This window comes from Sulfitobacter sp. THAF37, assembly GCF_009363555.1.
Classification (GTDB): domain Bacteria; phylum Pseudomonadota; class Alphaproteobacteria; order Rhodobacterales; family Rhodobacteraceae; genus Sulfitobacter.
This window is the reverse complement of record NZ_CP045372.1, coordinates 1,363,782-1,388,524: the sequence shown is the minus strand read 5'-3', so window position 1 is coordinate 1,388,524 and position 24,743 is coordinate 1,363,782. Positions and strand designations below refer to the sequence as shown.

Below are 24,743 nucleotides of genomic sequence, written 5' to 3'. Positions count from 1 at the left end.
CACTTTGCCCGGAAAATGCGAATCGACCACCGATGCAGCCCGAATCGGCAGCACGGCGCATTGACGCCGCCTGCTGCGGCCTTATCCTGCAGCCGGTTCTCGAACCACTCACAGGAGACCCCGATGCCAGACGGATACCTGACGACCCACGTGCTCGACACCGCGTTGGGCCAGCCTGCGCGGGCGCTGGATGTGACGCTCTACCGGCTGGAAGGCGAGGCGCGAGTCAAGCTGGCCGAGATGCAGACCAATGCTGACGGACGGACGGATACGCCGATCCTCCCGCGTGAGGGCTTCGCGGCGGGAACCTATGAACTGGTCTTCGCCGCCGGGGCCTACCTCGACCGGATCGGCAGCCCGGCGGAGGACCCCCGTTTCCTCCAGGACATCCCGATCCGCTTCGGCATTTCGGATGCGACGGCGCATTACCATGTGCCGCTTTTGCTGTCGCCCTTTGGTTATTCAACCTACAGGGGCAGCTGAACCGCGCTGCCGGTGCGGCCCCACCAGCGCCGTCACCGCGAGGATCAGGCCCGATACCGTCGCGATCATTCCTGCGGCGGAAACACTGTCCTGCAGCCCGATCCACAGCGGGCCGTATCCTGCCAGCACGTAACCCAGCACAGCGGCAAGCGTGGCGAACCCGACCGACCAGGCGATCTGATGTTCCAGCCGGTTGGTCATCAACCGGGCCGCGGCAGGCGGGCAAATGAACATGGCGATCACGATGATACTGCCCACCGCGTCAAAGGCCGCCACAGCGGCAATCGCCGCCATGATCACCAACGCCAGCCCAAGCGGCCCGGTGCGCAGCCCGATGGTGCGGGCAAAGCCTTCGTCGAAGGTGCTGATCTTCAGCGGTCGCCAGAACAGCGCGATGAACCCCGCCACCACAAACAGCGTCGCCGCCATGCGCGGCAGTTCCACCGGAATACCGGCCAGCGCCTGCGGGTCCAGCAAAGAGGACCATCCGGTTGCATCCAGCCAGATCAGGCTCTCCAGATTGCCATACAGCGCATGTTCCACATCCAGATGCACTGACGACGTGTCGGACTGCTCCAACAACAGCACCCCGCCCGCGAACATGGTGGTAAAGACCACGCCCATCGCGGCACCGGTCTCAATCCGCCCAAGCCGCCGCACCGCCTCGATCGCGCCGACGGCGACCACCGCCGCCCCGGCAGCGCCCAGCAACATCGGCAGCGTGGTGATTGTCCCGCCGATCAGAAAGGCGACGACGATTCCCGGCAACACGACATGGCTGATCGCGTCTCCGATCAGCGCCTGCCGCCGCAGCACCAGAAAGTTACCGGGTAGCGCACAGGCGATTGCCACGCAGATGCCGGTCAACAGCGGCACGAGGCTGAGCGGAACGAATTCAGCGCCGCTCATGACATGACCTCCGCTTTGGGAATGCGTGCATCGACCTCGGCCAGCTGGTCCGCGGTCAACACGGTTTCAATGTCGGTCAGCCCGTCGTCCTGCGCCGTCGCGGCCTCGAACGCAGGGTCGCTGCGGATCACCTGCCAACGGCTTTCGTCGCGCAGGGCCCGCGCGGCGCGGCCCCGCCCCAGCTCGGTCGGTACGCCGTCAGGCCGCGCCCAGCCCTGCCGCTGCAACAGCCGCAGCGTCATGTTTTCGTAGATCGGTTGCCCCTGCGCCATAGCCAGCAGCCCCTGCCGCAGATGAACTCTGCGTTGATGCGCCCGGTGACGGGCCAACGCCGAAACCACGCCGCGTTCCGGTGACATCAGCAGCGACAGCATAAACAGGACAAAGCCCACCAGCACGATGATCGGCCCGGTCGGCACAGCCGGGATCGCGGCCGAAAGCGCCGCCCCGACATAGGCCGACAGCCCCCCGACCGCGCCCGAGATCAGAACAACCCTGTCGGTGCGTTCCGTCCAGAACCGGGCCGTCACCGGCGGAATGATCAGCAGCGCCACGATCAAGATCAAGCCGACGATCTTCAGGCCGACAACCGTTACCGCCAGAACCAGCCCCATCATGGCAAGATCGGTCCGGCGCACGTTCTGGCCGATGGATACCGCATAGTCAGGATCGAATGAGGCCAACGTCAACGGCCGCCGCATCAGCAGCACCAGCGCCAGGGTAAGAGCAGCGGAAACCGCGATGACCAGCGCATCGCTGCGCAGCATGCCGGCGGTCGAGCCCAGAAGAAACCCTTCCAGACCGGCCTGCTGGCCCGCCGACATGGTCTGGATCACTGTCAGCAGAACGATACCGAACCCGAAAAAGACCGACAGGACCGACCCGATCGCCGCATCCTCGGCCAGACGGGTCCGCGTGCCCAGCCAGGATACCAGCAACAGCCCCACCGCCGCAGACAGCGCCGCCCCTGACAGCAATCCGACAAGGTTCCGGCCCGTGCCACCCAGCGTCACCATCACCATGAAGGCCAGCGCCACCCCCGGCAGCGTGGCATGGCTGATCGCGTCGCTGACCAGCGCGCGCTTGCGCAGGAACAGAAATGTTCCGCCGACGCCCGCCGCCATGCCCAGCAGGGTCGCACCAAGGGTCACGAGGGTCGCGTTATAGCCAAGTTGCAGCAGCAGCGCATCCCGGATCATGTCAGCGCCAGCGCATCCATCTGCGCACCCGCGAGCCGACCTCCGTAGGCGTCCTGAAGGTTTGCGGTGACAAAGGTCGTCTTGACCGGCCCTTCCGCAATGCGGCGGGTGTTGATCAGAAAGACGTTGTCGAAATAGTCGGTCACGGTCGACAGATCATGGTGCACCGCCACAACCGTCTTGCCGGTATCCCGCAGCGATTTCAGCACACTGATGATCGCCTTTTCAGTAGCGGCATCGACCCCGGCAAAGGGTTCGTCCAGCAGGTAAAGGTCTGCATCCTGCGCCAATGCGCGGGCCAGAAAGACGCGCTGCTGCTGACCGCCGGACAATTGCCCGATCTGGCGGCTGGCGAAATCTTCCATGCCGACACGGGTCAGGCAGTCTTCGGCCCGCGCGCGGTGTGCGGGCCTGATCCGGCCCAGCAGGCCCAGTTGCGGGTAAAGCCCCATCAGAACCACGTCGATCACGCGGGTAGGAAAATCCCAGTCCACACTGGCCCGCTGCGGGACATAAGCGATCCGGTGCCGCTGCTGGTCGACCGGCTTGCCGAAAACGGTCGTGGTTCCGGCCAAGGGTTTGTGAATGCCCAGCGCGGCCTTGAGAAGGGTGGATTTCCCCGCCCCGTTGGGGCCGATGATCGCCGTCATCCTGCCCGGTTCCACCGTCATGTCGACAGAGAAGACCGCGGGCTTCTGACCATAGGACACGGTCATGCCCCGGACTGCCAGCGGGCTGTCCTCCCGGCGGGTCTGCCCAGTCTCAGGGTGACGTTCACTGGCCAGGGTGACGGACATGGCTCAGCTCCCGCTGCTCAGCTTGCCGGTCATGCCGCCGGGTGACACATCCGCGCCCAGAGCCCGGGCGATGGTTGTCACGTTATGGTCGATCATGCCGATGTAGGTTCCCTCGTAAGTGCCTTCCTGCCCCATCGCGTCGGAATAAAGCGATCCGCCGATGACAACCTCGTGGCCCCGCGCCGCCGCACCTTCGATCAGCGCGCGCATGTTGCGGTCCGAAACGGAGGTTTCGACAAAAACAGCACCGATCTTGCGGTCAACCAGCACGTCCACAAGTTCGGAGATGCGGTTCAGCCCCGCTTCCGAATTGGTAGAGATGCCCTGAATACCGATTACCTCGAACCCGTAGGCCCGCCCGAAGTAGCTGAAGGCGTCATGCGCCGTGACCAGCACGCGGCTCTCTTCCGGCACCTTGGCCAGGACGTCACCGGCATAGGACGACAGCAGTGCCAGCTCTTCTTGGTAGGCGGCGGCATTCGCGGCGAACACTTCCGCCATGTCGGGGCGCGCTTCTTTCAAGGCACTTGCGATTTTCGTGACCACATCCGTCCAGATATCGGGCGCCATCCAGACGTGCGGGTCATATCGCCCCGCGTAATCGGCGTGTTCCAGCAACCTGCCCCTGTCCAGCGCCTCGGCCACTGCAACGACACGGCGCTTGCCGCCGAGATCCTCAAAAAACCGCTCCATCTGCGCCTCAAGGAACAGGCCGTGCCACAGGGTCAGGTCCGCCCGTGTCATCGCAACGATGTCACTGCGGGTCTGGCGGTATCCATGCGGGTCGACGCCGGGCCCCATCAGGGCCCGGACGGTCACGGCATCCCCGCCGATACGCCGGGCGCCATCGGCGATCATGCCTGTCGTGGCGACAACGTCCAGCACGCCCGCTGCGCGCAGTGCAGGTGGCGTGGCAAACAGCGCAAGCCCCCCCATCAGAGTGGCACGGCGTGTCAGTGTGAAATTGGGGATCATGTTTTTCATGACTTCTATATGAGATTGATTCGCAACTAAGTCAACAAGATTGCGAATAATTCGCAATCTCACCGCGCCCTAGAAAGATATCTCGAAAACCGCTCCATTTTGTGTCGGCACATGGGCAATGGTGCCGCCATGCGCGCCGATCAGCGCCCGCACGATGGCAAGGCCCATGCCGGTACCGCCCTGTGCGCGGGTCGTGGTAAAGAACGGATCGAACAGCCGGTCACGATTGCCTTGCGACACGCCCGAACCATTGTCGGCAACCGTGAGCCTGCCCGCGTCCCAATCCAGCGTAATCCGGTCCGCCGCATGGGTCGCCGCGTTCTGAGAAAGCTGCTTCAGCACCGCCACCAGATCTTCCTCGGGCATCGGCACTTTGCCATCGCGGTTCACTGTCACAGTCAGGTCGGTGATCTGCCCCGCCGCCGAAGACAGCAAAATCTCGCCGCCCCTGCGGGCAAGGCCCGCCGCCGCGTGTCGGCGAAGGTCGCCCAGCAGCTGATCCATGCGCGCCGCAGACGCGGCGATGGTTGCCATCAGTGCGCTGCGCTCGTCATCGGTCGCATCATTCAGCAGCTCGGCGGCCCCGGTGATCGCAGTCAGGGGCGACTTCATCTCGTGCGTGACGTGGTCGGCATAGGCCCGCATCGTGGCCGCGCGGTTCTGCAGTGTCGCGCCCATAGCGATTACGCTATGCCCAAGATCCGAGAATTCCGGCGTGCCGAAATGCGCGGGCGGGGTTCCCGCGCGGCCCGCCTTCATGTCGCGGGCGTATACGGTCAGCGCGGTCACGGGGCGCAGCACCAACCGCCACAGCAGGTAGCCCAGGATTGCCGCCGACACGATCGCCAGCCAGAGGATGAGCCAGGCAGTCTCTGCCCAACCCAGCACGTTGCCCGCGACCCGGAAATAGCTCAGCCCCAGGACCGGCACCGCGACGATGCCCGCCATCGCGCCGCACACGATCAAAGCCAGCGGCGGGCGCCATTTGCGCTTTACGTCCCCCGGCATGGACCCATCCTGATCCCGACACCGTGCACCGTCTCGATCGCGTCAGGGCAGGCTGCCTCGGCCAACTTGGCGCGCAGGTTGCGGAGGTGACTGTCGACCGTGCGGTCCGAGACATGGACATGCGCGCCATAGACCGCATCGGTCAGCGCCCGGCGCGGCATCACCTGATCGGGCCTTGCCATGAGCTGCGCCAGGATCTTCATCTCGCGCGCCGTCAGCGTTACAACCTGTTCGTTCACGGTGCACCCGTGCCGCCCGACGTCCAGCGCAAGAATGCCGCGCGTCAGCCTGTGGTTCGATTCTTCCCGCGCCCCGGCACTGCGCCGCAGGATCGCGCCGATCCGGGCGGTCAACTCGCGGGGCGAAAAAGGTTTGTTCACGTAGTCGTCGCCGCCAAGCTCAAACCCCAGCACGCGGTCGATCTCGTCATCCCGCGCGGTCAGGAACAGCACCGGGGTCCGGTCGGTCCGACGCAGGGCGCGGCACAGGGCAAGGCCATCCATCTGCGGCAGGCCGATGTCCAGCACCACCAGGTCAAAGCGGCCCGATTGCGCCTTGGTCAGTCCCTCGGCGCCGTCTCCCGCCTCGTCGCTGGTCATGCCCGCCTTGGTCAGCGCCATGCGCAGTACGGTGCGGATTTGGGGGTCGTCATCTACGATCAGGATATGCGGGGCGGTCATCTGGGGGCCTTCGACTGGATGGCGGCAAGGCTATTGCGGGCGCGTGCGGTGCGAAAGCCCCATTCGCGCCAGTCTCGCGGCACGGATATGCGATGGCCGCCCGGACAGATGCGGTGGCGCCGCGCGACCTCTGCCGCCGCGATCACCGGTCGGGCCGCCGCGCCGAGACCGCAAAGATAGGCGCGGTCCTGCGCGACAGGATGGGTCAGATTGTAGCGGGCGATGGCGGCGTCAAAGCTGAAGAAGGCGCAGCCGTAGACCACCGCCACCGACAGCCCTCCGCCGCGCAGCATCAGCCAGAGATTGTTCCGCCCGGCACAGACCTGCCAGAAGATCAGTGCCAGCCCGACAGCAGTCATCCCCATCCAGATCGCGGCGGCCAGCCGCAGGTGGGTCAGCCCGTAAACCCCCACGTACAGGTCCAGCCGCACCAACGACGAAACCACCAGCGCTACATTCTGCGCCACCCATGCCAGCAGCAGACCGCGCAACAAGGTATCGCCCTGCACCCATCGCCGGGTCAGCAAGGCAAAGCCACCCGCCAACAGGCCAGTCACCACCAGAGGATAGGCTCCCCGGTGGGCGTATTCCGCATAGGTGATACCGCGCGGCAGCCCGACCCCGCCATAGAGGTAGATCGCATCCAGCATTGTCTGAACAAGGAAGACCCCGTTGAACAGAACCAGCGCCCGCACGGTCGAGGCCGGATTGATCAGCCCTTCCTGTCGCGGACCGGCATGCCGCCGCGCCGGTGCCGCCGCCAGTCGCTCGCGCATTGCGGACAGGCGCAGGGCCGTCCAGACCAACGGCAGCAGGCACAGCCAGAAGCCCGCCCGCTCGGCCTGCGGCAGGGTCGGGTCCCAGGCGGCGACGTCGGCCACCCAGCGGTCCGCGATCGGGTTCGCCATCAGCAGCAAAAGCATGAAGACAGCCCCCAGCAGGACAGGAACCAGCCAGCGCCGGATCGCCTGCCGGGCCCAGCCGGACACCAGGTGCGTATTGGGGCGCCCCAGTGCGCGGGCACCGTCCTCTACCGTCTGTTCCATCCCCACCGGCCAAAGCCGGAGCGCCGCGCGGGGGATATCCCGGCCCTGCAGACCCGCCACCACGGCCAGCACCACCGACCCGCCCAACACGGCGATGGCGAGAGAGAGCGGCTGCACCAGCTCGACCAGCGGAAGAAAGGACAAGAGGCTGCCCGCCACGACCACCCCCAGGCGCTTTGGGTGAAGGCGCCGGGCGGTGACGACAGCGGCCAGCACCATCGCCGCCCCGAACACCGCCAGCGACAGACCCGGCGTCACCTGCCAGACCAGCGCATCGCCAAGCGCGATCATCGCCACCAGCAGCGCCACGTGCCAAACGGAAGCCCGCGTTACACGGGCTTTGCCTGATGCTGGCGGATCGGCGGGTGCGTTCAGCCACCATCCGTCCTGCTGCATCGCCAGCGGCACGCCGCGGATCAGGAATGTCTTCATCTTTCTTGCCCCTCGTTTCGTATTATCAGGAGGCATGATGCCAAGCCGTCGTGCAGACCAAGAAAGTTGTTTGTGCAGTTTTTGCGCAAGGAACGTGGCGGCAGGTTCGCTTGCCAAAGGGGGGGCCTGCGTGGCACCTTCGTCATCTGACCCCGAAGCGGAGAGACGCGATGGCACAATCGTCAGCCAAGGCCCAGACAGAACTCGCGCGGACCGAGCAGACCCATCTGCCGCAGGTCGCCCTGCCGCGCAATCCGGGCATGCCGCTGGACCTGAACTGGGTACTGGGCGCGCGGGCCAATACCTCGGCGATCGAGCGGCGCGCGGCGAGCTTGCCAGCCCGCAGATCGGTCAAGAAGGCGTACCAGGCCGCCTGGCTTTTGCGGGCGATCACCTGCATCGACCTGACAACGCTGTCGGGCGACGACACCGCGCGCCGGGTTGAGCGGCTCTGCGCCAAGGCGCGGCAGCCCGTTGCTCCGGCACTGCTCGACGCGCTGGGCATGGGGCCGATCACCACGGGCGCCGTCTGCGTCTATCACGAGATGATCGCCCCCGCCGTCGCGGCGCTGGATGGCACGGGCATCCCGGTCGCCGCTGTCTCCACCGGATTTCCGGCGGGGCTTTCGCCGTTCGAGCTGCGCCTCAAGGAGATCGAGATGAGCGTCGCCGCCGGGGCGTCGGAGATCGACATCGTGATCTCGCGCCGCCACGTGCTGTCCGGCGACTGGCAGGCGCTCTACGATGAAATGCGCGCGATGCGCGATGCCTGCGGCGATGCGCATGTGAAAGCGATCCTTGCCACGGGCGAACTGGGCACCCTGCGCAACGTGGCCCGCGCCAGCCTTGTCTGCATGATGGCAGGGGCGGATTTCATCAAGACCTCCACCGGCAAGGAAAGCGTCAACGCGACCCTGCCGGTCAGCCTGGTGATGATCCGCGCGATCCGCGATTACCACGACCGCACCGGCATCCGCATCGGCTACAAACCCGCGGGCGGGATTTCCAAGGCCAAGGACGCGATCACCTATCTGGCGCTGATGAAGGAGGAACTGGGCGACCGCTGGATGCAGCCCGATCTCTTCCGCTTTGGCGCGTCCTCGTTGCTGAACGACATCGAGCGGCAGCTGGAACATCACGTGACCGGCAGCTACTCGGCGGGCTACCGCCATGCGGCAAGCTAGGGCAGCCCATGGGGAACCCGGTTGAAATCGTATACAAAATATTAACGGGAAAGGGGCGCATATGACCGTCTCTGAAATCTTTGACACCATGGACTACGGTCCGGCCCCCGAAAGCGCCGCGGATGCGCTGGCGTGGCTGGTCGACCAGGGCAGCCGGTTTGGCCATTTCATCGACGGCGCCTTTACCGACCCCGGCGAGGGGTTCGACAGCACCAACCCGGCAACGGGCGAGGTTCTGGCGACCCTGACGCAGGCCATGCAGGCGGATGTGGACGCCGCCGTAAAGGCTGCGCGCAAGGCGCAGCCGAAATGGGAGAAGCTGGGCGGCCATGGCCGCGCGCGATATCTCTATGCGCTGGCGCGATTGTTGCAGAAACACGCGCGCCTTTTCGCGGTGCTGGAGGTGCTGGACAACGGCAAACCCATCCGCGAAGCGCGCGACATCGACGTGCCGCTCGCACAGCGCCATTTCTATTACCACGCGGGTATGGCGCAACTGATGGAGGCCGAGCTGCCCGACGCGCAGGCGCTGGGGGTCTGCGGACAGATCATCCCCTGGAACTTCCCCCTGCTGATGCTGGCGTGGAAAGTCGCGCCTGCGCTGGCGATGGGCAACACCGTGCTTCTGAAGCCCGCGGAATACACTTCGCTGACCGCTCTGCTGTTTGCCGACATCTGCCGTCAGGCGGGTTTGCCAAAGGGTGTCGTGAACATCGTCACCGGTGACGGCGCGGTGGGCGAGATGATCGTGGGCCACGACGACATCGACAAAATCGCCTTTACCGGCTCTACCTCGGTCGGGCGTCGCATCCGCGAAGCCACGGCAGGCAGCGGCAAGGCACTGACGCTGGAGCTGGGCGGCAAGTCGCCCTACATCGTCTTTGACGACGCCGACCTCGACAGCGCGGTCGAGGGGCTGGTGGATGCGATCTGGTTCAACCAGGGTCAGGTTTGCTGCGCGGGATCACGTCTGCTGGTGCATGAACCGGTGGCAGAGACCTTCTATGCCAAGCTGCGCGCCCGCATGGCCAAGCTTCGCGTCGGCAATCCGCTGGACAAGAGCATCGACGTCGGCTCGCTCGTCGATCCGGTACAGTTGAAATCGGTCAGCGAGATGGTCGCAGCGAACACCGCCGGGGAACGCTTTGTCGCGGACATCGCACTGCCGGAAAACGGCTGCTATTACCCGCCGACGCTGATCACCGGCCTGAACCCGGCGGATGCGCTGATGCAGGAAGAGATTTTTGGCCCTGTGCTGGTCTCAACGACCTTCCGCACCCCGGCGGAGGCGGTGAGTCTGGCCAACAACACGCGCTACGGGCTGGCGGCGACCCTGTGGTCCGAGAACATCAACCTGGCGCTGGACATCGCGCCGCAGCTGGCGGCGGGAATTGTCTGGATCAACGGCACCAACCTGATGGATGCCGCAGCCGGTTTCGGCGGCGTCCGCGAAAGCGGTTTCGGCCGCGAGGGCGGCTGGGAGGGGCTGACAGCCTACACACGTTCGAAAACCACGCCCAAGCCCCTGAAAGGGATTGAGCCCCACACCGGCGAGGGCGCCCCGGAGGACCCGATCGACCGAACAGCCAAACTCTATATCGGGGGCAAGCAGACGCGGCCCGATGGTGGGTATTCAACCCCGGTCTGGGCAAAGAACGGCGCGCTGCTGGGCCATGCGAGCCTTGCCAACCGCAAGGATTTGCGCAACGCGGTTGAGGCGGCGCAGGCCGCAAAGGGCTGGAGCAAGACGACCGGCCACCTCCGGGCGCAGATCATGTACTACATGGCCGAAAATCTGGCCGCGCGGGCGGATGAATTCGCGCATCGTCTGGATGCGATGCTGGGCGGAAAGACCGGCGCGAAAGAGGTTGAGGCCAGCATCAGGCGGCTGTTCACCTATGCCGCCTGGGCCGACAAATATGATGGCCAGGTGCATGGCGTGCCGATCCGGGGGGTGGCGCTGGCGATGAAGGAACCGGTGGGGGTGATCGCGGCGCTTTGCCCGGCGGAGGCCCCGCTGCTGGGTCTGATCTCTGTCATGGCACCGGCGATGGCGATGGGCAACCGCGTGATCCTTGCCGCATCGGAACCCTATCCGCTGTCGGCCACGGATTTCATACAGGTGCTGGAAACCTCGGATGTGCCTGCAGGCGTGGTGAACATCCTGACCGGGCCGCATGCTGACGTCGCCGACACGATGGCACGGCACATGGATGTGGATGCGGTCTGGTCCTTCGGGGCGGCGGAATTCAGCAAGATCGTCGAAAAGGGCGCCGCGTCGAACATCAAGCGGACGTGGGTGAACAATGGCTATGCCCGCGACTGGATGGGCGCCGACGGCGAAGGAATGCCGTTTCTGCAGGCCGCGACAGAGGTCAAGAACATCTGGATACCATATGGCGAATGACGCCCTGGTCTGTTTCCGGAGGTCTTGAAGGCTCAGGAAACAGACTCTTCATCACGTTCGGGCGCATAGACCGATCAGTTGCTGGTGGTGCTACTCAGACCTTCCGGCTGACCCACGACGACGAACTGCAGCCCTTCCGGGTCCAGCAATTCGTTTGCCACACGGTTCACATCGTCCAGCGTCACCGCTTCGACCTTGTCGTTGCGCGTGGCGACATAGTCGATGGGCAGCCCCAGAAGCTGCATCCCCACCAGGATATTGGCGATGGGCGCATTCCCGTCGAAACGCAACGGATAGGCGCCGGTGATGTACGTCTTGGCAGCCTCCAGCTCTTCCGGCGTGAGGCCGTTTTCGGCGGCCTTGGCCCATTCGTCACGGATCACCTCTATGGCTTCGGCGACACGGTCGTTCGATGAACTGACCGACCCCATGTAAACCTCGGCCAGATCGCGGGCCACAAGGTAGGAGTAGACGCCGTAGGTGAGGCCCCGCTTCTCGCGCACCTCATCCATCAGGCGGCTTTCAAAGGACCCGCCACCCAGCACATGGTTTAAAAGCAGCGCGGCAAAGAAATCGGGGTCATCCTGCGCGATCCCTTTCTGACCAAAGACCGCGACCGACTGCGGCGTCGGGAAATCGACCACCGTCACGCCCCCGGGGATCGTCACGTCGGCGCGCGGCGGCATCGGTGCGCCCGTCTCGGGCAGATCGCCCAGCAGGTCGTCCAGCAACCTGCCCAGTTCCTCGGGCGTGATATCGCCCACGGCGCCGATGTAGACCCGGTCGCGGGCCAGCACATCGTTCTTGGCCGTCAACAGATCCTGTCGGGTCAGCGCCGCCACGCTGTCCAGCGTCCCGTTCAGCGACGTGGCATAGGGATGGTCGCCAAAGGCAATCCGGTCAAAGGTATCGCTGGCAATGTCGTCGGGATCCTTGGCATCCGACTGGATGATCGACATCACCTGACCGCGCACCCGGTCGATCGAGGCCTGATCAAATGCCGGATCCTGCAGGGCCGCACGCAGCAGGTCAATGGACGCGTCCCTGTTTTCGGTCAGAAAACGGGCCGACACCGACACATCATCGCGTGAGGCATCGAAGCCGAATGAAGTCGCCAGCGCCTCGGACGCCTTGGAGAAGGCCCGCGCGTCCATCTCTCCCGCCCCCTCTTCCAGCAACGCGGTCATCAGGTTGACCGCGCCGCGCTTGCCCGGCCGGTCCAGCGAGGCACCGCCTCGAAAGCGCAGTTCAAGCGCCACGAAGGGGATAGAATGGTCTTCTACCAGCCAGGCGGTCACACCGCCGGGGCTTTCAACCGATTGAATGTTCACCTCTGCCCGTGCAGGCAGCGCCATCAGGACCGCGACGATCAGACCATAAATCAGTTTCATTGCGTGACCTCCGGTTTCATCAGCCATCCGGTGACCGACTGCCTTTTATCAAGAACACTTCGCGCGGCGGCCATGATGTCATCGGCGGTCACGGCCTCCAGCACATCTGGCCAGTTCTGCACGTCTTCGACGCTGAGCCCGGTGGCCAGCGCCTGCCCATAGCGGTTGGCAACGGAATCCGCATCGTCGCGGGCATAGATCTGGCTGGCACGGATCTGCAGTTTGATCCGGTCGAGTTGCTCCGCATCCACGCCCACCTCCAAGAAATCGGCCAGTGCCGCGTCCATCGCGTCTTCGGCCTCTTGCAGGCTGACCCCGGCGGCGGGGACAACCGCAAGATCGAATGTCGTGTCGTCGAGCGCGACGCCCCGGTAGAACGCACCGGAATAGGTAACGAGCTGCTGATCAAACTGGAGTTTCTCGGCCAAGAAAGACGTGGTTCCACCGCCCAATATCTCGGCCAGAAGCGTCAGCGCGGCGGCCTCTTTCTGGTCGCCGGGATCGCGCTCCGGCGCAAGGTAAGACCGGCTGACATAGGGCTGCGCCACCCGCGCGTCGCGAAAGGTCAGGCGGCGTTCGGCGGTTTGCGGCGGCTCTTGGGTGCGGACCCGCTCCGGCAGGTCCGGGTTGGCGGGGATCACACCATAATATTCCTCGGCCAGGGTGCGCACATCATCCGGGTCTACATCGCCCGAGACCACGAGGATCGCGTTGTTGGGAGAATAGTAGGTCTCATAGAAAGACAGCGCATCGTCGAGATCCAACGCCTCCATTTCATGCATCCAGCCAATGACAGGGCTGCCATAACGGTGGTTGAGGTATTGAGCCGCGTTCATCTGTTCGCTCATCAGCGCGCCGGGATTATTCTCTGTCCTTTGCTTGCGCTCTTCGATGATGACATCACGTTCGGTCGCAATGTTTTCGGGGGTCAGGCGGATGTTGCGCATCCGGTCGCTTTCCATCCGCATCATCAGTTCCAGCCTGTCCGCCGCGACCCGCTGGTAGTAGGCGGTGTAATCGTAGCTGGTAAAGGCATTGTCGCGACCGCCGTTGGCGGCGACGGTGGCCGAGAATTCGCCGGCTTCCATCTTGTCGGTGGCCTTGAACAGCAGGTGTTCAAGAAAATGCGCCACCCCGGACGATCCCTTGGGTTCGTCCGCAGACCCGGCCCTGTACCAGACCATCTGCTGCACCACGGGTGCGCGGTGGTCTTCGACCACGACGACATCCATACCGTTGTCCAGGGTAAAGCTTGTGACCGCCTCGTTGTCCCTGGCCTGCGCCACGGCGGGCATGGCAAGCGCCAGGACCACACCGAGAAGTTGCACTTTCTTCATGGCCGCTCCTTTGAAACCGATTGGCACAGAGGTACGCACGCAGCCCGCATTATCAAGGCAACTCACAGATAAATGAGTCGTCAGTTCAGCTCAGGCACGGATCAGCTGGGGTTAAAGCGCGTATCCCGTGGCGGCGAGGATGGCGTGCGCGCCCCGGCGCGGCGCCAGCGCGCGGCCTCAGCCGACGCGTCGAGCGCCTGACGCCTGTAGGCCTGTTCGTACCGGTCCACCGGCACAATCCTGATCTGCGTGAGCCGACCCTTGCGGCGGCGGAAATCCGCGTCCGCCTCTGCAAGGATCGTCCGGATACCCGGGGTCACGCCCTTGCGGTTGGCGTGGTTGACCAGCGCCCCGTCCCGCGCGTCGATTCCGCCCTGCAATGCCTGCGGGTTGCCACCAAACGCGGTGACACCCTCGCTGAGGGCGGAACGATCAGTCAGGTTGGCCTGACCCGGTGTCGGGGGCGGCAGCGTGCTGTAGCTTGCGGGCTCCTGCAGCGGGCCGGCGGGGGAAATCATGAATTCATCCGGCCCTTTGGAGTTGGTCCGGAGGTCACGCAAACCCTGATTGGCACAGGCCGACAGGGCCAGCGGGATCAGGATCATCAGGACGGTACGGCGCATGGTGCGTCTCCTTTGGGTCTGCCCCTCAATATCGCAGGGGGGCGGGCAATGTCACTTATGTTTTTTCCGCGGCTTTCCGGCAGCGGAATTCCCGTCGCGGCTGAAGAAGATCAGGCCCAATGCACCCGCAAAGATGAAGACATCCGCGATGTTGAAGACAAAGGGGTTCTCTATCCCGCAACAGGACATGTTCAGGAAATCCAGCACGTATCCGTACAGCAGCCGGTCCAGCACATTGGCCAGCGCGCCGCCGACCAGCAGGCCGCCGCTGATCCGGGCCAGCCGGGGCTGGGCCGAGCGCGCCAGCCAGATCGTTACCGCGACGCAGATCACCGCCGCCAGCGCGATCAGAATCCAGCGGCTCGCGTCCGATCCACCGCCGAACAGGCCAAAGTTGATGCCCCGGTTCTCGCCGTATCGGAAGTTCAGAAGTGGCGGCACCACGTCGATGGACCGGATACGCGCCAGTTCCATCGTGTGGATCACCAGATACTTGCTGATCTGGTCGATCGCAAAGGCCAGGATGCCGAAGACAAGAAAGCTGCGCATGTTTCGCCCGCCTCAGTGCCGGAAGTGGCGCATACCGGTAAAGACCATGGCAAGTCCGGCGTCGTCCGCCGCCGCGATCACCTCGTCATCGCGCATGGACCCGCCAGGCTGGATCAGGGCGGTTGCCCCGGCTTCCGCTGCTGTCACCAGCCCGTCCGCAAAGGGGAAGAAGGCATCGGATGCCACAACCGACCCTTGCGTCAAAGGCGCGGGCAGGTCCATCGCCTCCGCCATGTCCTGAGCCTTGCGCGCAGCGATGCGCGTGCTGTCGACACGGCTCATCTGGCCCGCGCCGACGCCCACCGTCGCGCCGTCCTTGACGTAGATGATGGCATTCGACTTGACGTGTTTGGCCACGGTCCATGCAAAAAGCAGGTCTGCCATTTCCTGCGCCGAAGGTTGGCGTTTGGTCACGACTTTCAAATCGTCGCGGGTGATACGGCCGATGTCCTTGTCCTGCACCAGCCACCCTCCCGACACCTGCCGGACCGCCAGCGCCGCCGCGTCGCGGGGGGCGAGCCCGCCGGTCGTGAGCAGACGCAGGTTTTTCTTTTTGCCAAAAATACTCATGGCGTCTTCGTCGGCACCGGGGGCAATCACCACTTCGGTGAAAATCCGGCTGATCGCCTCGGCGGTTTCGCCGTCCAGAACCTGATTGAGCGCGATGATGCCGCCGAAAGCGGACGTGCGGTCGCAGTCGAAGGCACGGGTATAGGCCTCCACCATGGTCTTACCGGTGGCCACGCCGCAGGGGTTGGCGTGCTTGATGATGGCGCAGGCAGGACCGTTCTCGGGGGCAAATTCGCTGACCAGCTCAAAGGCCGCGTCGGTGTCGTTGATGTTGTTGTAGCTCAGTTCCTTGCCCTGGTGCTGCTGTGCCGTCGCGACGCCCGGACGGTCGGACCCGTCGGTGTAGAATGCGGCGCTTTGGTGCGGGTTTTCGCCGTAACGCAGGGGTTGCGCCAGTGTGCCGCCAAAAGTCCGGCGGCGCGGTGTGCCCGGCACCTGCGCGGCCATCCATGTGCTGACAGCGGTGTCGTAAGCGGCGGTTCTGGCATAGGCGGTCTGGGCCAGACGCTGGCGCAGGGCATAGGAGGTCTGCCCGCCGTTGGCGTCAAGCTCTTCGATCACGGCGGCGTAGTCCTCGGTATCCACAACGACATTCACGAAGCCGTGGTTCTTGGCCGCCGAACGGATCATTGCCGGACCGCCGATGTCGATGTTCTCGATCACTTCGGCGTATTCTGCCCCTTTGGCCACGGTTGCCTCGAACGGATAGAGGTTGACCACGACGAGGTCGATGCCGCCGATGTCGTGTTCGTTCATGGCGGCCACGTGATCGTCGTTGTCACGCAGCGCCAGCAGGCCACCGTGCACGACCGGGTGCAGCGTCTTTACCCGGCCGTCCATCATCTCGGGGAAGCCCGTGACCTCTGACACATCCTTTACGTCCAGTCCCGCGTCGCGCAACGCCCTTGCGGTGCCGCCGGTCGACAGCAGTTCGACCCCATGCCCGGCCAATGCCTGGCCAAGCTCAACGAGGCCGGTCTTGTCTGATACGGAAAGGAGGGCGCGTTTGACGGGGGAAAGATCGGGCATTTGGCAGGGGTCCTATTGTTCGTCCGGGTCGGTGTGATCGGTCCAAGGGTCGTCCAGCGACAGATCACGCACGCCAATCGCAGTTTCCTGCGCCTTGGACAAGGACCACCTGACCCGCGTTGCATAGGTAAATGCCATGCCGGACAGCACGATCTGACGCGTCGCGCGGGGTTTGAGACGCGTGGTTTCCAGGTAGGCCCCCGGTTCGAGCGAGAGATTATGTGTGCCGTCATGACGGAACACCCAGATTTCACCGCTCTTGAGCGCCATCGACACCGCCGCACCACCTAGGTCCAGCGTCGCGTCTACGTCGGGATGCAGGTGAAAGCGGATGTCAAAGCGCAGGCCCTTGAGTTTCGCTGCGTCCAGCGCCCTGTCAAAGCGGCGCTTCTCGATGTCCTCCATCGCCAGCAGCATGTCCTCGCCCGCAAGCCCCCGCCCGTCGAGCGTGAGTTCGAAGGTGCGCGCGTGTGTCAGCCCGTGAGAGCGCACATAGCCGTTGTGCCCGCCTTGGAAGCGGATGCCGTCACCGGCGGAACTGATCTCGACCGGCACATGAGTGGGCCCGTCGATCAGCGCCTCGCGTCCTGTGTCGCGATCCGGCTCGGCCAGCCGGGCGCTGGAATACCCGCCGAGGCACAGGGCGGAATGCGACGGTGTCGCCCTTCCCGCCCGGCGCCACTCCAGGCCAAAGGAGGCACCGGCCCCGCAGTTGACGATCAGCGGGCGCCGGCCCGAGGTCAGCTCAAAAGCGAGGGTGGAGGCATGGGCATTGCCGGATGCCGGACCGGTCGGTGGCACGGCAGCATCAATGACCACCGAGGTGCGCCCCCCCGACAGCCGTGCATAGCCCATCGACAGCCCGCCAGAGGGGGCCGCGCGCACCTTGGCCGCCGCCAGCGCGTGATCCAGCCACCCCTCTATCCCGCGCCCGCCACCGTGAAACCGGGCCAGGCCACCGTCGGCATGACGCAGCGACCGAAGTGTCGGTGCAATGCGGGCGATGGCAGCCAAGTGGTCCTTTGGCGTGCCCCGCCCCGCATCGCTGAGCGCCGCCGCGGCCCAGGTCAGCAGGGTGAAGACGGCCAGCAGCTCCTCGGGATTGCGGGTGGGCAGCCCCCCCTCGGCGTCGACCTGGTTTCGGCATTCGCGGGCCAGCGCCTTGATCGCGGGATCGGCCAGAGCCTCTTGCCCCTCAAGCGCGAGACCGGCGTAGATCAGACCGGTCAATGCCTCGAACCGGGGCAACCCGGGAGCGGCGCCATGCCAGCGGCGCGACAGAAAATGCGTCTGCTGCTCAAGCGAGCGGTAGAAGTCCTGGCTTTGTTCAGACTCCTGCCCCCTCAGGCAAAAGATCGCATGGTTGATCCAGCGGATCAGCCGCCTGCCGGTCAGGTCCGGGGTCCAGCCCGGTCCGCGCCCCTTGCCGAACCTGTCGATCCAGTCCCAGAGCCAGTGCTGCGCCACCTGGCGGGCGGACACGTCACCCACCGCCGCAAGGTCGTCAAGCCAGGCAAAGCCATGCAATTCGTCGGCATAGGCGCCATCCGGCACGTCCAGCTCCCACAGGGTGCGCTCCGGTGCGTTGATCAGGGTGCCCGCAAAAAGATAGTTGCCCCCGATCAGCTGCCGTCCACGCGCGTAAGACCCGATCGTGCGCGGCTCGGGCGAGGACACGAACCCTTTGACCTGGTGCTGCGCGCGGGATCGCGTGGCGGCACGGGCGTGCCACCTGTTGAGAAACCGCGCCCGTTGCGCGGTCAGGCCGGGGATGCTGATCATGTTATGCTGCCCTTGACGCTCTGCTGGCGTTTGCGGACAGCATAACGTCTGACCGGTCGGGTGTCACCGCTTTTTGCCCCGTTGCGCCAGCACCGCCGGGAAAGATCGCAAACGGGCTATGCGGCGTGCAGGCGGATCTCTATCCTGGAGGCATGATCGCAAGCCTGATGATGTACCTCAGACCCGAGACCGAGGCGGCTCACCGGCGCTACTGGGCGCACCTGCAAGCGGCGCTGCGGGCGCGCGGTATTCCGGCCCCCGATGAACTGTCGAACACGGCAGAGGTATTTTCGGTCTGGACCGCCCCGGACCTGGTACTGAGCCAGACCTGCGGCATGCCGTACCGCACCCGGCTGCACGGGCAGGTGACGTTGGTGGGCACGCCGGATTTCGGGGTGCGCGGGTGCGCGCCGGGATATTACCGCAGTGCGGTGGTGGTGCGTGCCGACGATGCCCGGGCGGCGCTGCGCGACTATGCCGGTGCACGATTCGCCTACAACGAGGCGGGATCGCAGTCAGGCTTTGCCGCGATGCACGCCACGGCACGGACCGAGGGCTTCTGGTTCGACGACCGACTGCAGACACATGGGCACCGCCACTCGGCCAGCGCGGTTGTCGAAGGACGCGCCGATATCGCGGCGCTGGACGCGGTGACATGGCGGTTGATCCGGCGGTACGACGCATTTGCGGACCGGTTGCGGGTGCTGACCTGGACCACCCCGACGCCCGGCCTGCCCTATATCACGGGCGCGGACATGGACCGGGAAGCGGTCTGCGCCGCGGTGGTCGAGGGGATGGCGGCGCTGTCCAGGTCAGACCGGTCGGTGCTGGGGCTGAACGGTATGGCCGACATCCCCTCTCGCGACTATCTTGCCATCCCGAACCCACCGCCCGAAGACAGGTGATACCGCGAAAACCGCCGCCCTAGCGCCAGCGCCGGAAACTGCCCTGTTGACCTGGCCCACTTCAAAAGAAGACATGTCAAATATGACATGTCTTCTTTTGCGTTGATCGGAATATCGCAGTCGCAAGGCAGAGACAGCGGGAAGCGATCTGCGCCACCAACGGCTGCACCTTGCCCCAGGCGAAACAGAGATAGAAGGTGGTGCGGCCAAAGCTGCCGTTCAGCTTCGAAAAATGTGCCCGCCGGTTCCGAGGCGGCCAAGAAAACGGCCCGGTCCCTGCGACCCGGTATCAGCCGTCCTTGCGCAGGCAGGCGACATAGAAACCGTCCATACCGCCCCGGTCCGCCCAATAGTCCGGGCGCAATCGCAAGCCCCCCTCGGCGGTCAGCCAGTCGGCTTCCACCCCCTGCACAAGGGGCGCGGTCCGGTCCACCTGCATGTCGCCGTGCCGCTCCAGCGCCTCGTCCACCTGCACCTCGCCTTCGTCCGGCAGCAGGCTGCATGTACAGAACACCATCCGCCCGCCGGGTTTCAGCAGGGTCCAGGCGTGGTCGATCAGCTCGGCCTGCAGATCAATCAGCCCTCCGAACTCTGACCCGTCCTTTGCATAGGGCAAATCCGGGTGGCGGCGCAAAGTCCCGGTGGCGGAACAGGGCGCGTCAAGCAATATCGCATCATAGGTGCCGGTGACGGTGCGGGCATCCTGCGTCAGCAGCTTTGCCTGCAGCCCCGTCCGACTGAGGTTGTCCCGAACCCGCGCCATCCGTCCGGCAGATGAATCCACGGCAGTCACCTCTGCCCCCGCCGCGGCCAGTTGCATGGTCTTGCCGCCGGGTGCCGCACAGAGGTCCAGCACCACCTCCGCCGGTTGCGGGTCCAGGATGCGCACCGGAACCGCGGCAGCGGAATCCTGGACCCACCAGTCGCCCGAAGCAAAGCCCGGCATCAATGAAACCTGCCCCGCGTCCGCAACCCGGACCGAACCGGTGGGCAGCAATACTCCGCCCGTTGCCTCGGCCAGCGCCGTCGTATCCCCCCTGGCCGTCAGGTCCAGCGGCGCACCGGCGAAATGCGCCGTTTCCATCGCCGCGATCGCCTCTGCGCCCCAGGCTTCCACCAACGGGCCGCGCAACCATTTCGGCAGACGCGGGGCGCGCAGGGCGTCCCAGGCCTCCGGCCCTTCCGCGGCAACCTTGCGCAGAACGGCGTTTGTCAGCCCCTTGAGGTGGCTCAGACTGCGGTTACGGGAAACGAGGTTCACCATCGTGTTCACCACGCCGTGCGCGGCCCCCCCCTGACACAGTTCCATCGTTCCGATACGCAGAACATTTCGCACCGTCAGCGGCGGCGGTTTCCTCAGGTGCTTCTGCAAGAGCCGATCAGCGCGTTCCAGTCCACGCAAGGTGTCCTGTGCCAGCCGCTGCGCGCGGGCGCGGTCGTCTGGCGGCAACTTGTCCAACGCCCCTGCCGCCAGCAGCTCCGACATCAGCCTCGGCTCATCTCCCAAAATTTGGTCGAGAAGGTAAACCGCGCTTCTGCGCGCCTCTGCGCCGGTGTCTGCCATGCCATCGCCCTTGTGATGTGGGGCCGGGTTGTCCTGCCCTCGGGGCGGCGTATATCAAAGGTATCAGCCGCTCAAGAGGATGCCATGTCAGAGCCCGTCGATATTCCGAACCCCGCACCGGCGCCCAAGCCGATCCCGGATACGCCGAACGACCCTACGCCGACGCCCAAGCCGGACCTGCCGCCGCAGCCCGATCCGGCCCCTCGCCCGATCCCGCCAGCGGCACAGCGTGCGCTGGCCGAGGCGGAGGCCCGTCGCCGAGATGCGGCAGACCCGCATTTTCCACCGGAGCTCGGAGGGCGCGATGGGCCCGAACCTGTTCGGTATGGCGATTGGGAGAAAAAGGGAATCGCGGTCGATTTCTGAGATACGCCGTCAGCGCAGGCTGAAATCCGCACTACGCCCTCTGCCCTTGTCGGACGTGATGCGGACTTTCGTACCGTCCACCTTCACTTCCTGACAGTTGTAGCCCAGGTCGTCGCCGCCCCATTCAAGGCTGCGGCACAGATATTCGCCCTGCCACTCCCATTGCCCCGTGACTTCCCAGGCTGCACCGGTACCGGCGATCCGGCCGCTGGGCAGGACCTGTATTTTCACCAGCGGACGGGTCAGGGTCTTGCCACCGACCAGCGCCAGGAAATCGCTGCGCGTGGTGATCTGTTGATAGTCGGCGAAAGCTGGCAGCGCCGGCAGGGACAGGACTGCGGCAAGAGTAATCGCAAGGGGTCTCATGAAACTCTCCTTTCAGCGTAATCTAGATCATTCACGCTGAAATCGAGTAAAAAGTTTCACCGGCACGCCGAAACGGGCCGTTCAGCCCGCATCATTCAGCCCCAGCACATCCAGCATGTCGTAGGCGCCCGGCGCCTTGCCAATCCCCCAAAGCGCGGCCTTGAGCGCACCGCGGGCAAACACCGACCGGTCAGAGGCCACGTGTCGCAGGATGATGCGCTCCCCCTCGGCGGCAAACATCACATCGTGCTCACCTACGATGTCACCGCCCCGTATCGCCGCAAAGCCGATGTCGCCGCGCCGGCGGGCACCAGTGAGCCCGTCGCGCCCCCGGTCCGAGACCTCGGCCAGAGAGACGCCCCGCCCCTCCGCCGCCGCCTCGCCCAGCATCAGCGCGGTGCCCGAAGGCGAATCGACCTTCTTGTTGTGGTGCGCCTCGACAATCTCGATGTCGTAATCGGCGTCGAGCGCCGCCGCCACGCGCCGTGTGAGCTGGGTCAGCAGGTTGACGCCCAGGCTCATGTTGCCAGCGCGGACGATCACGGTCTTTTCCGCCGCCGATGTGAGCCGAGCGATTTCCGCGTCGGTCATACCGGTGGTGCCGATGACGTGGACCGCCCCGACTTCAGCGGCTTGTTCCGCAAAGACCAGCGTGGCGGTGGGCGTGGTAAAGTCGATCACCGCATCGGCAGCTGAAATCGCCGCTTGTGCATCGTCTGTGACCCTGACCCCGATGTCGGCGCCACCCAGGGCACCGCCGATGTCCTGCCCGACCCAGGAATGACCGGGGCGTTCCACCACACCGACCAGCGCCAGCCTGTCGGAGGCCTGAACCTGCCGGATCAACATCTGCCCCATCCGCCCGGAGGCGCCGGTAATCGTTACGCCGGGAAGTTTTGCCATGATCTGCACTCCTTTGCCGGGGGCCGGTGTACCTTGCATTCGCCGCCTTGGCAAAACACTTGCAACGCCTTAGATGAGGGGCATGGCCAAGAACAAGTTTCACGAGGGCGCGGGCCCGTCACAACGCCAGCTGCGCGTCGGCGAAACCATCCGTCGCGCGCTGTCCGAGGTGCTTGCGCGGGGCGATGTGCATGACATCGACCTGAATCGCATGTCGGTAACGGTTGGCGAGGTGCAGGTGTCGCCCGACCTCAAGATCGCAACCGCCTATGTCCTGCCCCTGGGCGGCGAGGGTCAGGACGAGCTGATCGACCTTCTCGCCCGCAACAAGGGTGAATTGCGACGCCAGGTGGCAAAGAAACTGACACTGAAGTTCGCGCCTGACCTGCGCTTTCGGCTGGACCAGACCTTTGACCGGATGGACGAGACGCGGCGCATGCTGAACCAGGACGTCGTGCGCCGGGACGCAGATGCGGACAGCGACGGATGAGATTGCTGATGTGGCTTGGCCTTGCCCTGGCTGCCGGTAGTGCAATGGCGACGGAATGTCGTCAGGAACGCTATGCCGGGAATGGCTATTCCATCTGCGAGGTGGACCTGACCCGCGAACGGCTGGAGCTTTTCCTCGCCGACGAAAGCGGCGGTGTCTACGGTCATTTCGGCACCCTCGACAAGGCGCTCGCGGCGCGGGGCCTCAGGCTCGGTTTCGCGATGAATGCGGGCATGTATCACGACAACCGCGCGCCGGTGGGCTACTATCTGGAGAACGGGCGCGTGCTTCAGGATGTGGTCAGCAGTGACGGCCCCGGCAACTTCGGGCTGCTGCCGAACGGAATCTTCTGCATCGGCGACGCGCGCGCGGACGTGGTGGAGACCAAGGCGTTCCTCGAATCGAAACCGGCCTGCCGGTCCGCCACGCAGTCGGGACCGATGCTGGTCATCGACGGCGAATTGCATCCGCGCTTTCTGAAAAACGGCACCTCGCGCCATATTCGCAACGGGGTCGGCACCACGGCTGACGGAAAGCGGGCGATCTTCGTCATCTCGGACAACACGGTGAATTTCCACGAATTCGGCAGCTTTTTCCGCGACGGTCTGGGCATCGACAATGCGCTCTACCTCGATGGGAACGTGTCGCGCCTGCGTGCGCCCGCATTGGGGCGCGACGACGCGGGGTTCACGACGATCGGCCCGATCGTCGGCGTGGTCGAAGGAAACTGATCCGCCGGAAAGACCCGGAAATGTGCTGGGCAGTGGCGGCGCCTGTCTGTATAGGCTCCCACGCGAAACAGACAGGTGAGACATGGCGCGCAAACGCAAGGGCAGAGATATTTCCGGCTGGCTGGTGGTGGACAAACCGGCGGGCCCCACGTCGACCGCCGTGGTTAACAAGGTCCGCTGGGCCCTGGACGCGCGCAAGGCCGGACACGCAGGCACACTCGATCCGGAGGCGACAGGCGTGCTGGCCGTGGCCCTGGGCGAGGCGACCAAGACCGTGCCCTACATCACCGATGCGCTGAAGGCCTATGAATTCACCGTTCGCCTGGGCATCGCAACCAACACCGACGATGCCGAGGGCGAGGTGCTGGGCACCTCTGACCTTCGGCCCGACGACGATGCGATCAAGGCGGCACTGTCGGATTTCGTGGGGGACATCGAACAGGTTCCGCCGCAGTTTTCCGCCGTCAAGATCGACGGTCAGCGGGCTTACACGCGCGCGCGGGACGGCGAAACGATGGATATCGCGGCGCGACCGCTCTTTGTCGAAAGTCTGCTGCTGATCGACCGGCCCGATCCGGATCACGTGACGCTTGAACTGGTCTGTGGCAAAGGCGGCTACGTCAGGTCCATCGCCCGTGACCTTGGTCAGAAGCTGGGCTGCCTGGGCCATGTGCGCGACCTGAGGCGCATCTGGTCAGGACCGTTCGATGCCGCAGAGGGGCTGACGATGGACCGTATCGAAGACCTGGCGCGCACCCCCGAACTGGACTCCCATCTGAGGCCGCTGGAAGACGGGCTGGACGACCTGCCAGAGGTCAAGGCGACCGCAGAAGGGGCCACCCGCCTGCGCAACGGCAACCCCGGCATGGTGATCGCGACCGACGTGGAATACGGCGATGAATGCTGGGCCTCTTTCGACGGGCAGGCCGTTGCCGTGGGCCGATTCAAGGCGGGCGAACTGCACCCTTCGCGGGTCTTTAACGCATCGCAAAGCGGCGACTCGTGAGG

At 65.0% G+C, this 24,743-nt stretch carries 24 protein-coding genes; 8 read left to right on the top strand and 16 right to left on the bottom strand.

All coding sequences use genetic code 11. From position 1 onward, the window contains the following. Window positions 1-123 precede the first annotated feature (123 nt). Complete coding sequence (gene uraH, locus FIU94_RS06910; RefSeq protein WP_152465085.1) at window positions 124-483, top strand: hydroxyisourate hydrolase; 360 nt, start codon at window positions 124-126, stop codon at window positions 481-483. On the opposite strand, the gene FIU94_RS06905 is transcribed toward uraH, so the two are convergent. The 7 genes from FIU94_RS06905 to FIU94_RS06875 all read right to left on the bottom strand — a co-directional run bounded on the left by FIU94_RS06905 (window position 463) and on the right by FIU94_RS06875 (window position 7,538). Continuing rightward, the gene (locus FIU94_RS06905) at window positions 463-1,392 is read right to left on the bottom strand and encodes a metal ABC transporter permease (RefSeq protein WP_152465084.1); all 930 of its coding nucleotides are present in this window, start codon (window positions 1,390-1,392) and stop codon (window positions 463-465) included. The genes uraH and FIU94_RS06905 overlap by 21 nt on opposite strands. Continuing rightward, window positions 1,389-2,591: a metal ABC transporter permease gene (locus FIU94_RS06900; protein ID WP_152465083.1), complete on the bottom strand. Its 1,203-nt coding sequence runs from the start codon at window positions 2,589-2,591 to the stop codon at window positions 1,389-1,391. The genes FIU94_RS06905 and FIU94_RS06900 overlap by 4 nt, the downstream gene beginning before the upstream one ends. Continuing rightward, window positions 2,588-3,388 carry a metal ABC transporter ATP-binding protein gene (locus FIU94_RS06895; RefSeq protein WP_152465082.1) on the bottom strand — a complete coding sequence of 267 codons (801 nt, stop codon included), beginning with the start codon at window positions 3,386-3,388 and terminating at the stop codon, window positions 2,588-2,590. Before FIU94_RS06895 ends, FIU94_RS06900 begins: the two co-directional genes overlap by 4 nt. Before the next feature lie 3 nt (window positions 3,389-3,391). Next, complete coding sequence (locus tag FIU94_RS06890) at window positions 3,392-4,324, bottom strand: metal ABC transporter solute-binding protein, Zn/Mn family (RefSeq protein WP_254702649.1); 933 nt, start codon at window positions 4,322-4,324, stop codon at window positions 3,392-3,394. A 117-nt stretch (window positions 4,325-4,441) separates the two neighbouring features. After that, window positions 4,442-5,380 (bottom strand): sensor histidine kinase KdpD, encoded by a 939-nt coding sequence (locus FIU94_RS06885; RefSeq protein ID WP_152465080.1) that lies wholly within the window; start codon window positions 5,378-5,380, stop codon window positions 4,442-4,444. Then, window positions 5,365-6,060 (bottom strand): response regulator transcription factor, encoded by a 696-nt coding sequence (locus FIU94_RS06880; protein WP_152465079.1) that lies wholly within the window; start codon window positions 6,058-6,060, stop codon window positions 5,365-5,367. Before FIU94_RS06880 ends, FIU94_RS06885 begins: the two co-directional genes overlap by 16 nt. Further along, window positions 6,057-7,538, bottom strand: coding sequence for a DUF4153 domain-containing protein (locus tag FIU94_RS06875; RefSeq protein ID WP_172975864.1), 1,482 nt, complete (start codon window positions 7,536-7,538; stop codon window positions 6,057-6,059). The genes FIU94_RS06880 and FIU94_RS06875 overlap by 4 nt, the downstream gene beginning before the upstream one ends. A 170-nt stretch (window positions 7,539-7,708) precedes the next feature. Between FIU94_RS06875 and deoC the strand changes: the two genes are divergently transcribed. Continuing rightward, window positions 7,709-8,722, top strand: a complete 1,014-nt coding sequence (deoC, locus tag FIU94_RS06870; RefSeq protein ID WP_152465077.1) for a deoxyribose-phosphate aldolase — start codon at window positions 7,709-7,711, stop codon at window positions 8,720-8,722. A gap of 61 nt (window positions 8,723-8,783) precedes the next feature. Beyond that, entirely contained in the window at window positions 8,784-11,129 is a 2,346-nt protein-coding gene (locus tag FIU94_RS06865; protein WP_152465076.1) for an aldehyde dehydrogenase family protein, read from the top strand. A gap of 74 nt (window positions 11,130-11,203) precedes the next feature. On the opposite strand, the gene FIU94_RS06860 is transcribed toward FIU94_RS06865, so the two are convergent. The 6 genes from FIU94_RS06860 to FIU94_RS06835 all read right to left on the bottom strand — a co-directional run bounded on the left by FIU94_RS06860 (window position 11,204) and on the right by FIU94_RS06835 (window position 18,410). After that, window positions 11,204-12,520, bottom strand: coding sequence for a pitrilysin family protein (locus FIU94_RS06860; protein WP_152465075.1), 1,317 nt, complete (start codon window positions 12,518-12,520; stop codon window positions 11,204-11,206). Continuing rightward, a complete protein-coding gene (locus tag FIU94_RS06855; RefSeq protein ID WP_254702648.1) occupies window positions 12,517-13,815 on the bottom strand; it encodes a pitrilysin family protein in 1,299 nt (432 codons plus the stop codon). Before FIU94_RS06855 ends, FIU94_RS06860 begins: the two co-directional genes overlap by 4 nt. 143 nt (window positions 13,816-13,958) lie before the next feature. After that, window positions 13,959-14,480, bottom strand: a complete 522-nt coding sequence (locus FIU94_RS06850; protein WP_152465073.1) for a DUF3035 domain-containing protein — start codon at window positions 14,478-14,480, stop codon at window positions 13,959-13,961. Window positions 14,481-14,531: 51 nt separating this feature from the next. Next, a complete protein-coding gene (lspA, locus tag FIU94_RS06845) occupies window positions 14,532-15,029 on the bottom strand; it encodes a signal peptidase II (RefSeq protein WP_152465072.1) in 498 nt (165 codons plus the stop codon). Window positions 15,030-15,041: 12 nt separating this feature from the next. After that, complete coding sequence (gene purH, locus FIU94_RS06840) at window positions 15,042-16,628, bottom strand: bifunctional phosphoribosylaminoimidazolecarboxamide formyltransferase/IMP cyclohydrolase (protein ID WP_152465071.1); 1,587 nt, start codon at window positions 16,626-16,628, stop codon at window positions 15,042-15,044. A 12-nt stretch (window positions 16,629-16,640) separates the two neighbouring features. Next, window positions 16,641-18,410, bottom strand: a complete 1,770-nt coding sequence (locus FIU94_RS06835) for a heparinase II/III family protein (protein ID WP_152465070.1) — start codon at window positions 18,408-18,410, stop codon at window positions 16,641-16,643. Window positions 18,411-18,562: 152 nt separating this feature from the next. On the opposite strand from FIU94_RS06835, the gene FIU94_RS06830 reads away from it, so the two are divergent. Continuing rightward, a complete protein-coding gene (locus FIU94_RS06830) occupies window positions 18,563-19,315 on the top strand; it encodes a phosphate/phosphite/phosphonate ABC transporter substrate-binding protein (RefSeq protein WP_152465069.1) in 753 nt (250 codons plus the stop codon). Window positions 19,316-19,604: 289 nt separating this feature from the next. On the opposite strand, the gene FIU94_RS06825 is transcribed toward FIU94_RS06830, so the two are convergent. After that, on the bottom strand, window positions 19,605-20,879 hold the full coding sequence (locus FIU94_RS06825; RefSeq protein ID WP_152465068.1) for an RsmB/NOP family class I SAM-dependent RNA methyltransferase: 1,275 nt from the start codon (window positions 20,877-20,879) through the stop codon (window positions 19,605-19,607). A gap of 177 nt (window positions 20,880-21,056) precedes the next feature. Here FIU94_RS06825 and FIU94_RS06820 point away from each other — a divergent pair, with 177 nt between their 5' ends. Further along, window positions 21,057-21,245 (top strand): DUF1674 domain-containing protein, encoded by a 189-nt coding sequence (locus FIU94_RS06820; protein ID WP_254702647.1) that lies wholly within the window; start codon window positions 21,057-21,059, stop codon window positions 21,243-21,245. 9 nt (window positions 21,246-21,254) lie between these two features. On the opposite strand, the gene FIU94_RS06815 is transcribed toward FIU94_RS06820, so the two are convergent. Together FIU94_RS06815 and dapB are read right to left on the bottom strand one after the other, a co-directional pair. Beyond that, window positions 21,255-21,611 carry a dihydrodipicolinate reductase gene (locus FIU94_RS06815; RefSeq protein WP_152465066.1) on the bottom strand — a complete coding sequence of 119 codons (357 nt, stop codon included), beginning with the start codon at window positions 21,609-21,611 and terminating at the stop codon, window positions 21,255-21,257. 81 nt (window positions 21,612-21,692) lie between these two features. After that, a complete protein-coding gene (gene dapB, locus FIU94_RS06810) occupies window positions 21,693-22,514 on the bottom strand; it encodes a 4-hydroxy-tetrahydrodipicolinate reductase (protein WP_152465065.1) in 822 nt (273 codons plus the stop codon). Between the two features lie 82 nt (window positions 22,515-22,596). Here dapB and rbfA point away from each other — a divergent pair, with 82 nt between their 5' ends. The 3 genes from rbfA to truB all read left to right on the top strand — a co-directional run bounded on the left by rbfA (window position 22,597) and on the right by truB (window position 24,741). Next, window positions 22,597-23,004, top strand: coding sequence for a 30S ribosome-binding factor RbfA (gene rbfA, locus FIU94_RS06805; RefSeq protein WP_152465064.1), 408 nt, complete (start codon window positions 22,597-22,599; stop codon window positions 23,002-23,004). Further along, window positions 23,001-23,735: a phosphodiester glycosidase family protein gene (locus tag FIU94_RS06800; protein ID WP_152465063.1), complete on the top strand. Its 735-nt coding sequence runs from the start codon at window positions 23,001-23,003 to the stop codon at window positions 23,733-23,735. Before rbfA ends, FIU94_RS06800 begins: the two co-directional genes overlap by 4 nt. Window positions 23,736-23,817: 82 nt before the next feature. Continuing rightward, window positions 23,818-24,741, top strand: coding sequence for a tRNA pseudouridine(55) synthase TruB (truB, locus tag FIU94_RS06795; protein WP_152465062.1), 924 nt, complete (start codon window positions 23,818-23,820; stop codon window positions 24,739-24,741). Window positions 24,742-24,743: the final 2 nt, after the last annotated feature.

Coding starts and splice junctions, on each gene's coding strand:
- uraH (WP_152465085.1), top strand. CDS start 124: ATGCCAGACGGATACCTGACGACCCACGTGCTCGACACCGCGTTGGGC.
- FIU94_RS06905 (WP_152465084.1), bottom strand. CDS start 1,392: ATGAGCGGCGCTGAATTCGTTCCGCTCAGCCTCGTGCCGCTGTTGACC.
- FIU94_RS06900 (WP_152465083.1), bottom strand. CDS start 2,591: ATGATCCGGGATGCGCTGCTGCTGCAACTTGGCTATAACGCGACCCTC.
- FIU94_RS06895 (WP_152465082.1), bottom strand. CDS start 3,388: ATGTCCGTCACCCTGGCCAGTGAACGTCACCCTGAGACTGGGCAGACC.
- FIU94_RS06890 (WP_254702649.1), bottom strand. CDS start 4,324: ATGGGGGGGCTTGCGCTGTTTGCCACGCCACCTGCACTGCGCGCAGCG.
- FIU94_RS06885 (WP_152465080.1), bottom strand. CDS start 5,380: ATGCCGGGGGACGTAAAGCGCAAATGGCGCCCGCCGCTGGCTTTGATC.
- FIU94_RS06880 (WP_152465079.1), bottom strand. CDS start 6,060: ATGACCGCCCCGCATATCCTGATCGTAGATGACGACCCCCAAATCCGC.
- FIU94_RS06875 (WP_172975864.1), bottom strand. CDS start 7,538: ATGAAGACATTCCTGATCCGCGGCGTGCCGCTGGCGATGCAGCAGGAC.
- deoC (WP_152465077.1), top strand. CDS start 7,709: ATGGCACAATCGTCAGCCAAGGCCCAGACAGAACTCGCGCGGACCGAG.
- FIU94_RS06865 (WP_152465076.1), top strand. CDS start 8,784: ATGACCGTCTCTGAAATCTTTGACACCATGGACTACGGTCCGGCCCCC.
- FIU94_RS06860 (WP_152465075.1), bottom strand. CDS start 12,520: ATGAAACTGATTTATGGTCTGATCGTCGCGGTCCTGATGGCGCTGCCT.
- FIU94_RS06855 (WP_254702648.1), bottom strand. CDS start 13,815: ATGCCCGCCGTGGCGCAGGCCAGGGACAACGAGGCGGTCACAAGCTTT.
- FIU94_RS06850 (WP_152465073.1), bottom strand. CDS start 14,480: ATGCGCCGTACCGTCCTGATGATCCTGATCCCGCTGGCCCTGTCGGCC.
- lspA (WP_152465072.1), bottom strand. CDS start 15,029: ATGCGCAGCTTTCTTGTCTTCGGCATCCTGGCCTTTGCGATCGACCAG.
- purH (WP_152465071.1), bottom strand. CDS start 16,628: ATGCCCGATCTTTCCCCCGTCAAACGCGCCCTCCTTTCCGTATCAGAC.
- FIU94_RS06835 (WP_152465070.1), bottom strand. CDS start 18,410: ATGATCAGCATCCCCGGCCTGACCGCGCAACGGGCGCGGTTTCTCAAC.
- FIU94_RS06830 (WP_152465069.1), top strand. CDS start 18,563: ATGATCGCAAGCCTGATGATGTACCTCAGACCCGAGACCGAGGCGGCT.
- FIU94_RS06825 (WP_152465068.1), bottom strand. CDS start 20,879: ATGGCAGACACCGGCGCAGAGGCGCGCAGAAGCGCGGTTTACCTTCTC.
- FIU94_RS06815 (WP_152465066.1), bottom strand. CDS start 21,611: ATGAGACCCCTTGCGATTACTCTTGCCGCAGTCCTGTCCCTGCCGGCG.
- dapB (WP_152465065.1), bottom strand. CDS start 22,514: ATGGCAAAACTTCCCGGCGTAACGATTACCGGCGCCTCCGGGCGGATG.
- rbfA (WP_152465064.1), top strand. CDS start 22,597: ATGGCCAAGAACAAGTTTCACGAGGGCGCGGGCCCGTCACAACGCCAG.
- FIU94_RS06800 (WP_152465063.1), top strand. CDS start 23,001: ATGAGATTGCTGATGTGGCTTGGCCTTGCCCTGGCTGCCGGTAGTGCA.
- truB (WP_152465062.1), top strand. CDS start 23,818: ATGGCGCGCAAACGCAAGGGCAGAGATATTTCCGGCTGGCTGGTGGTG.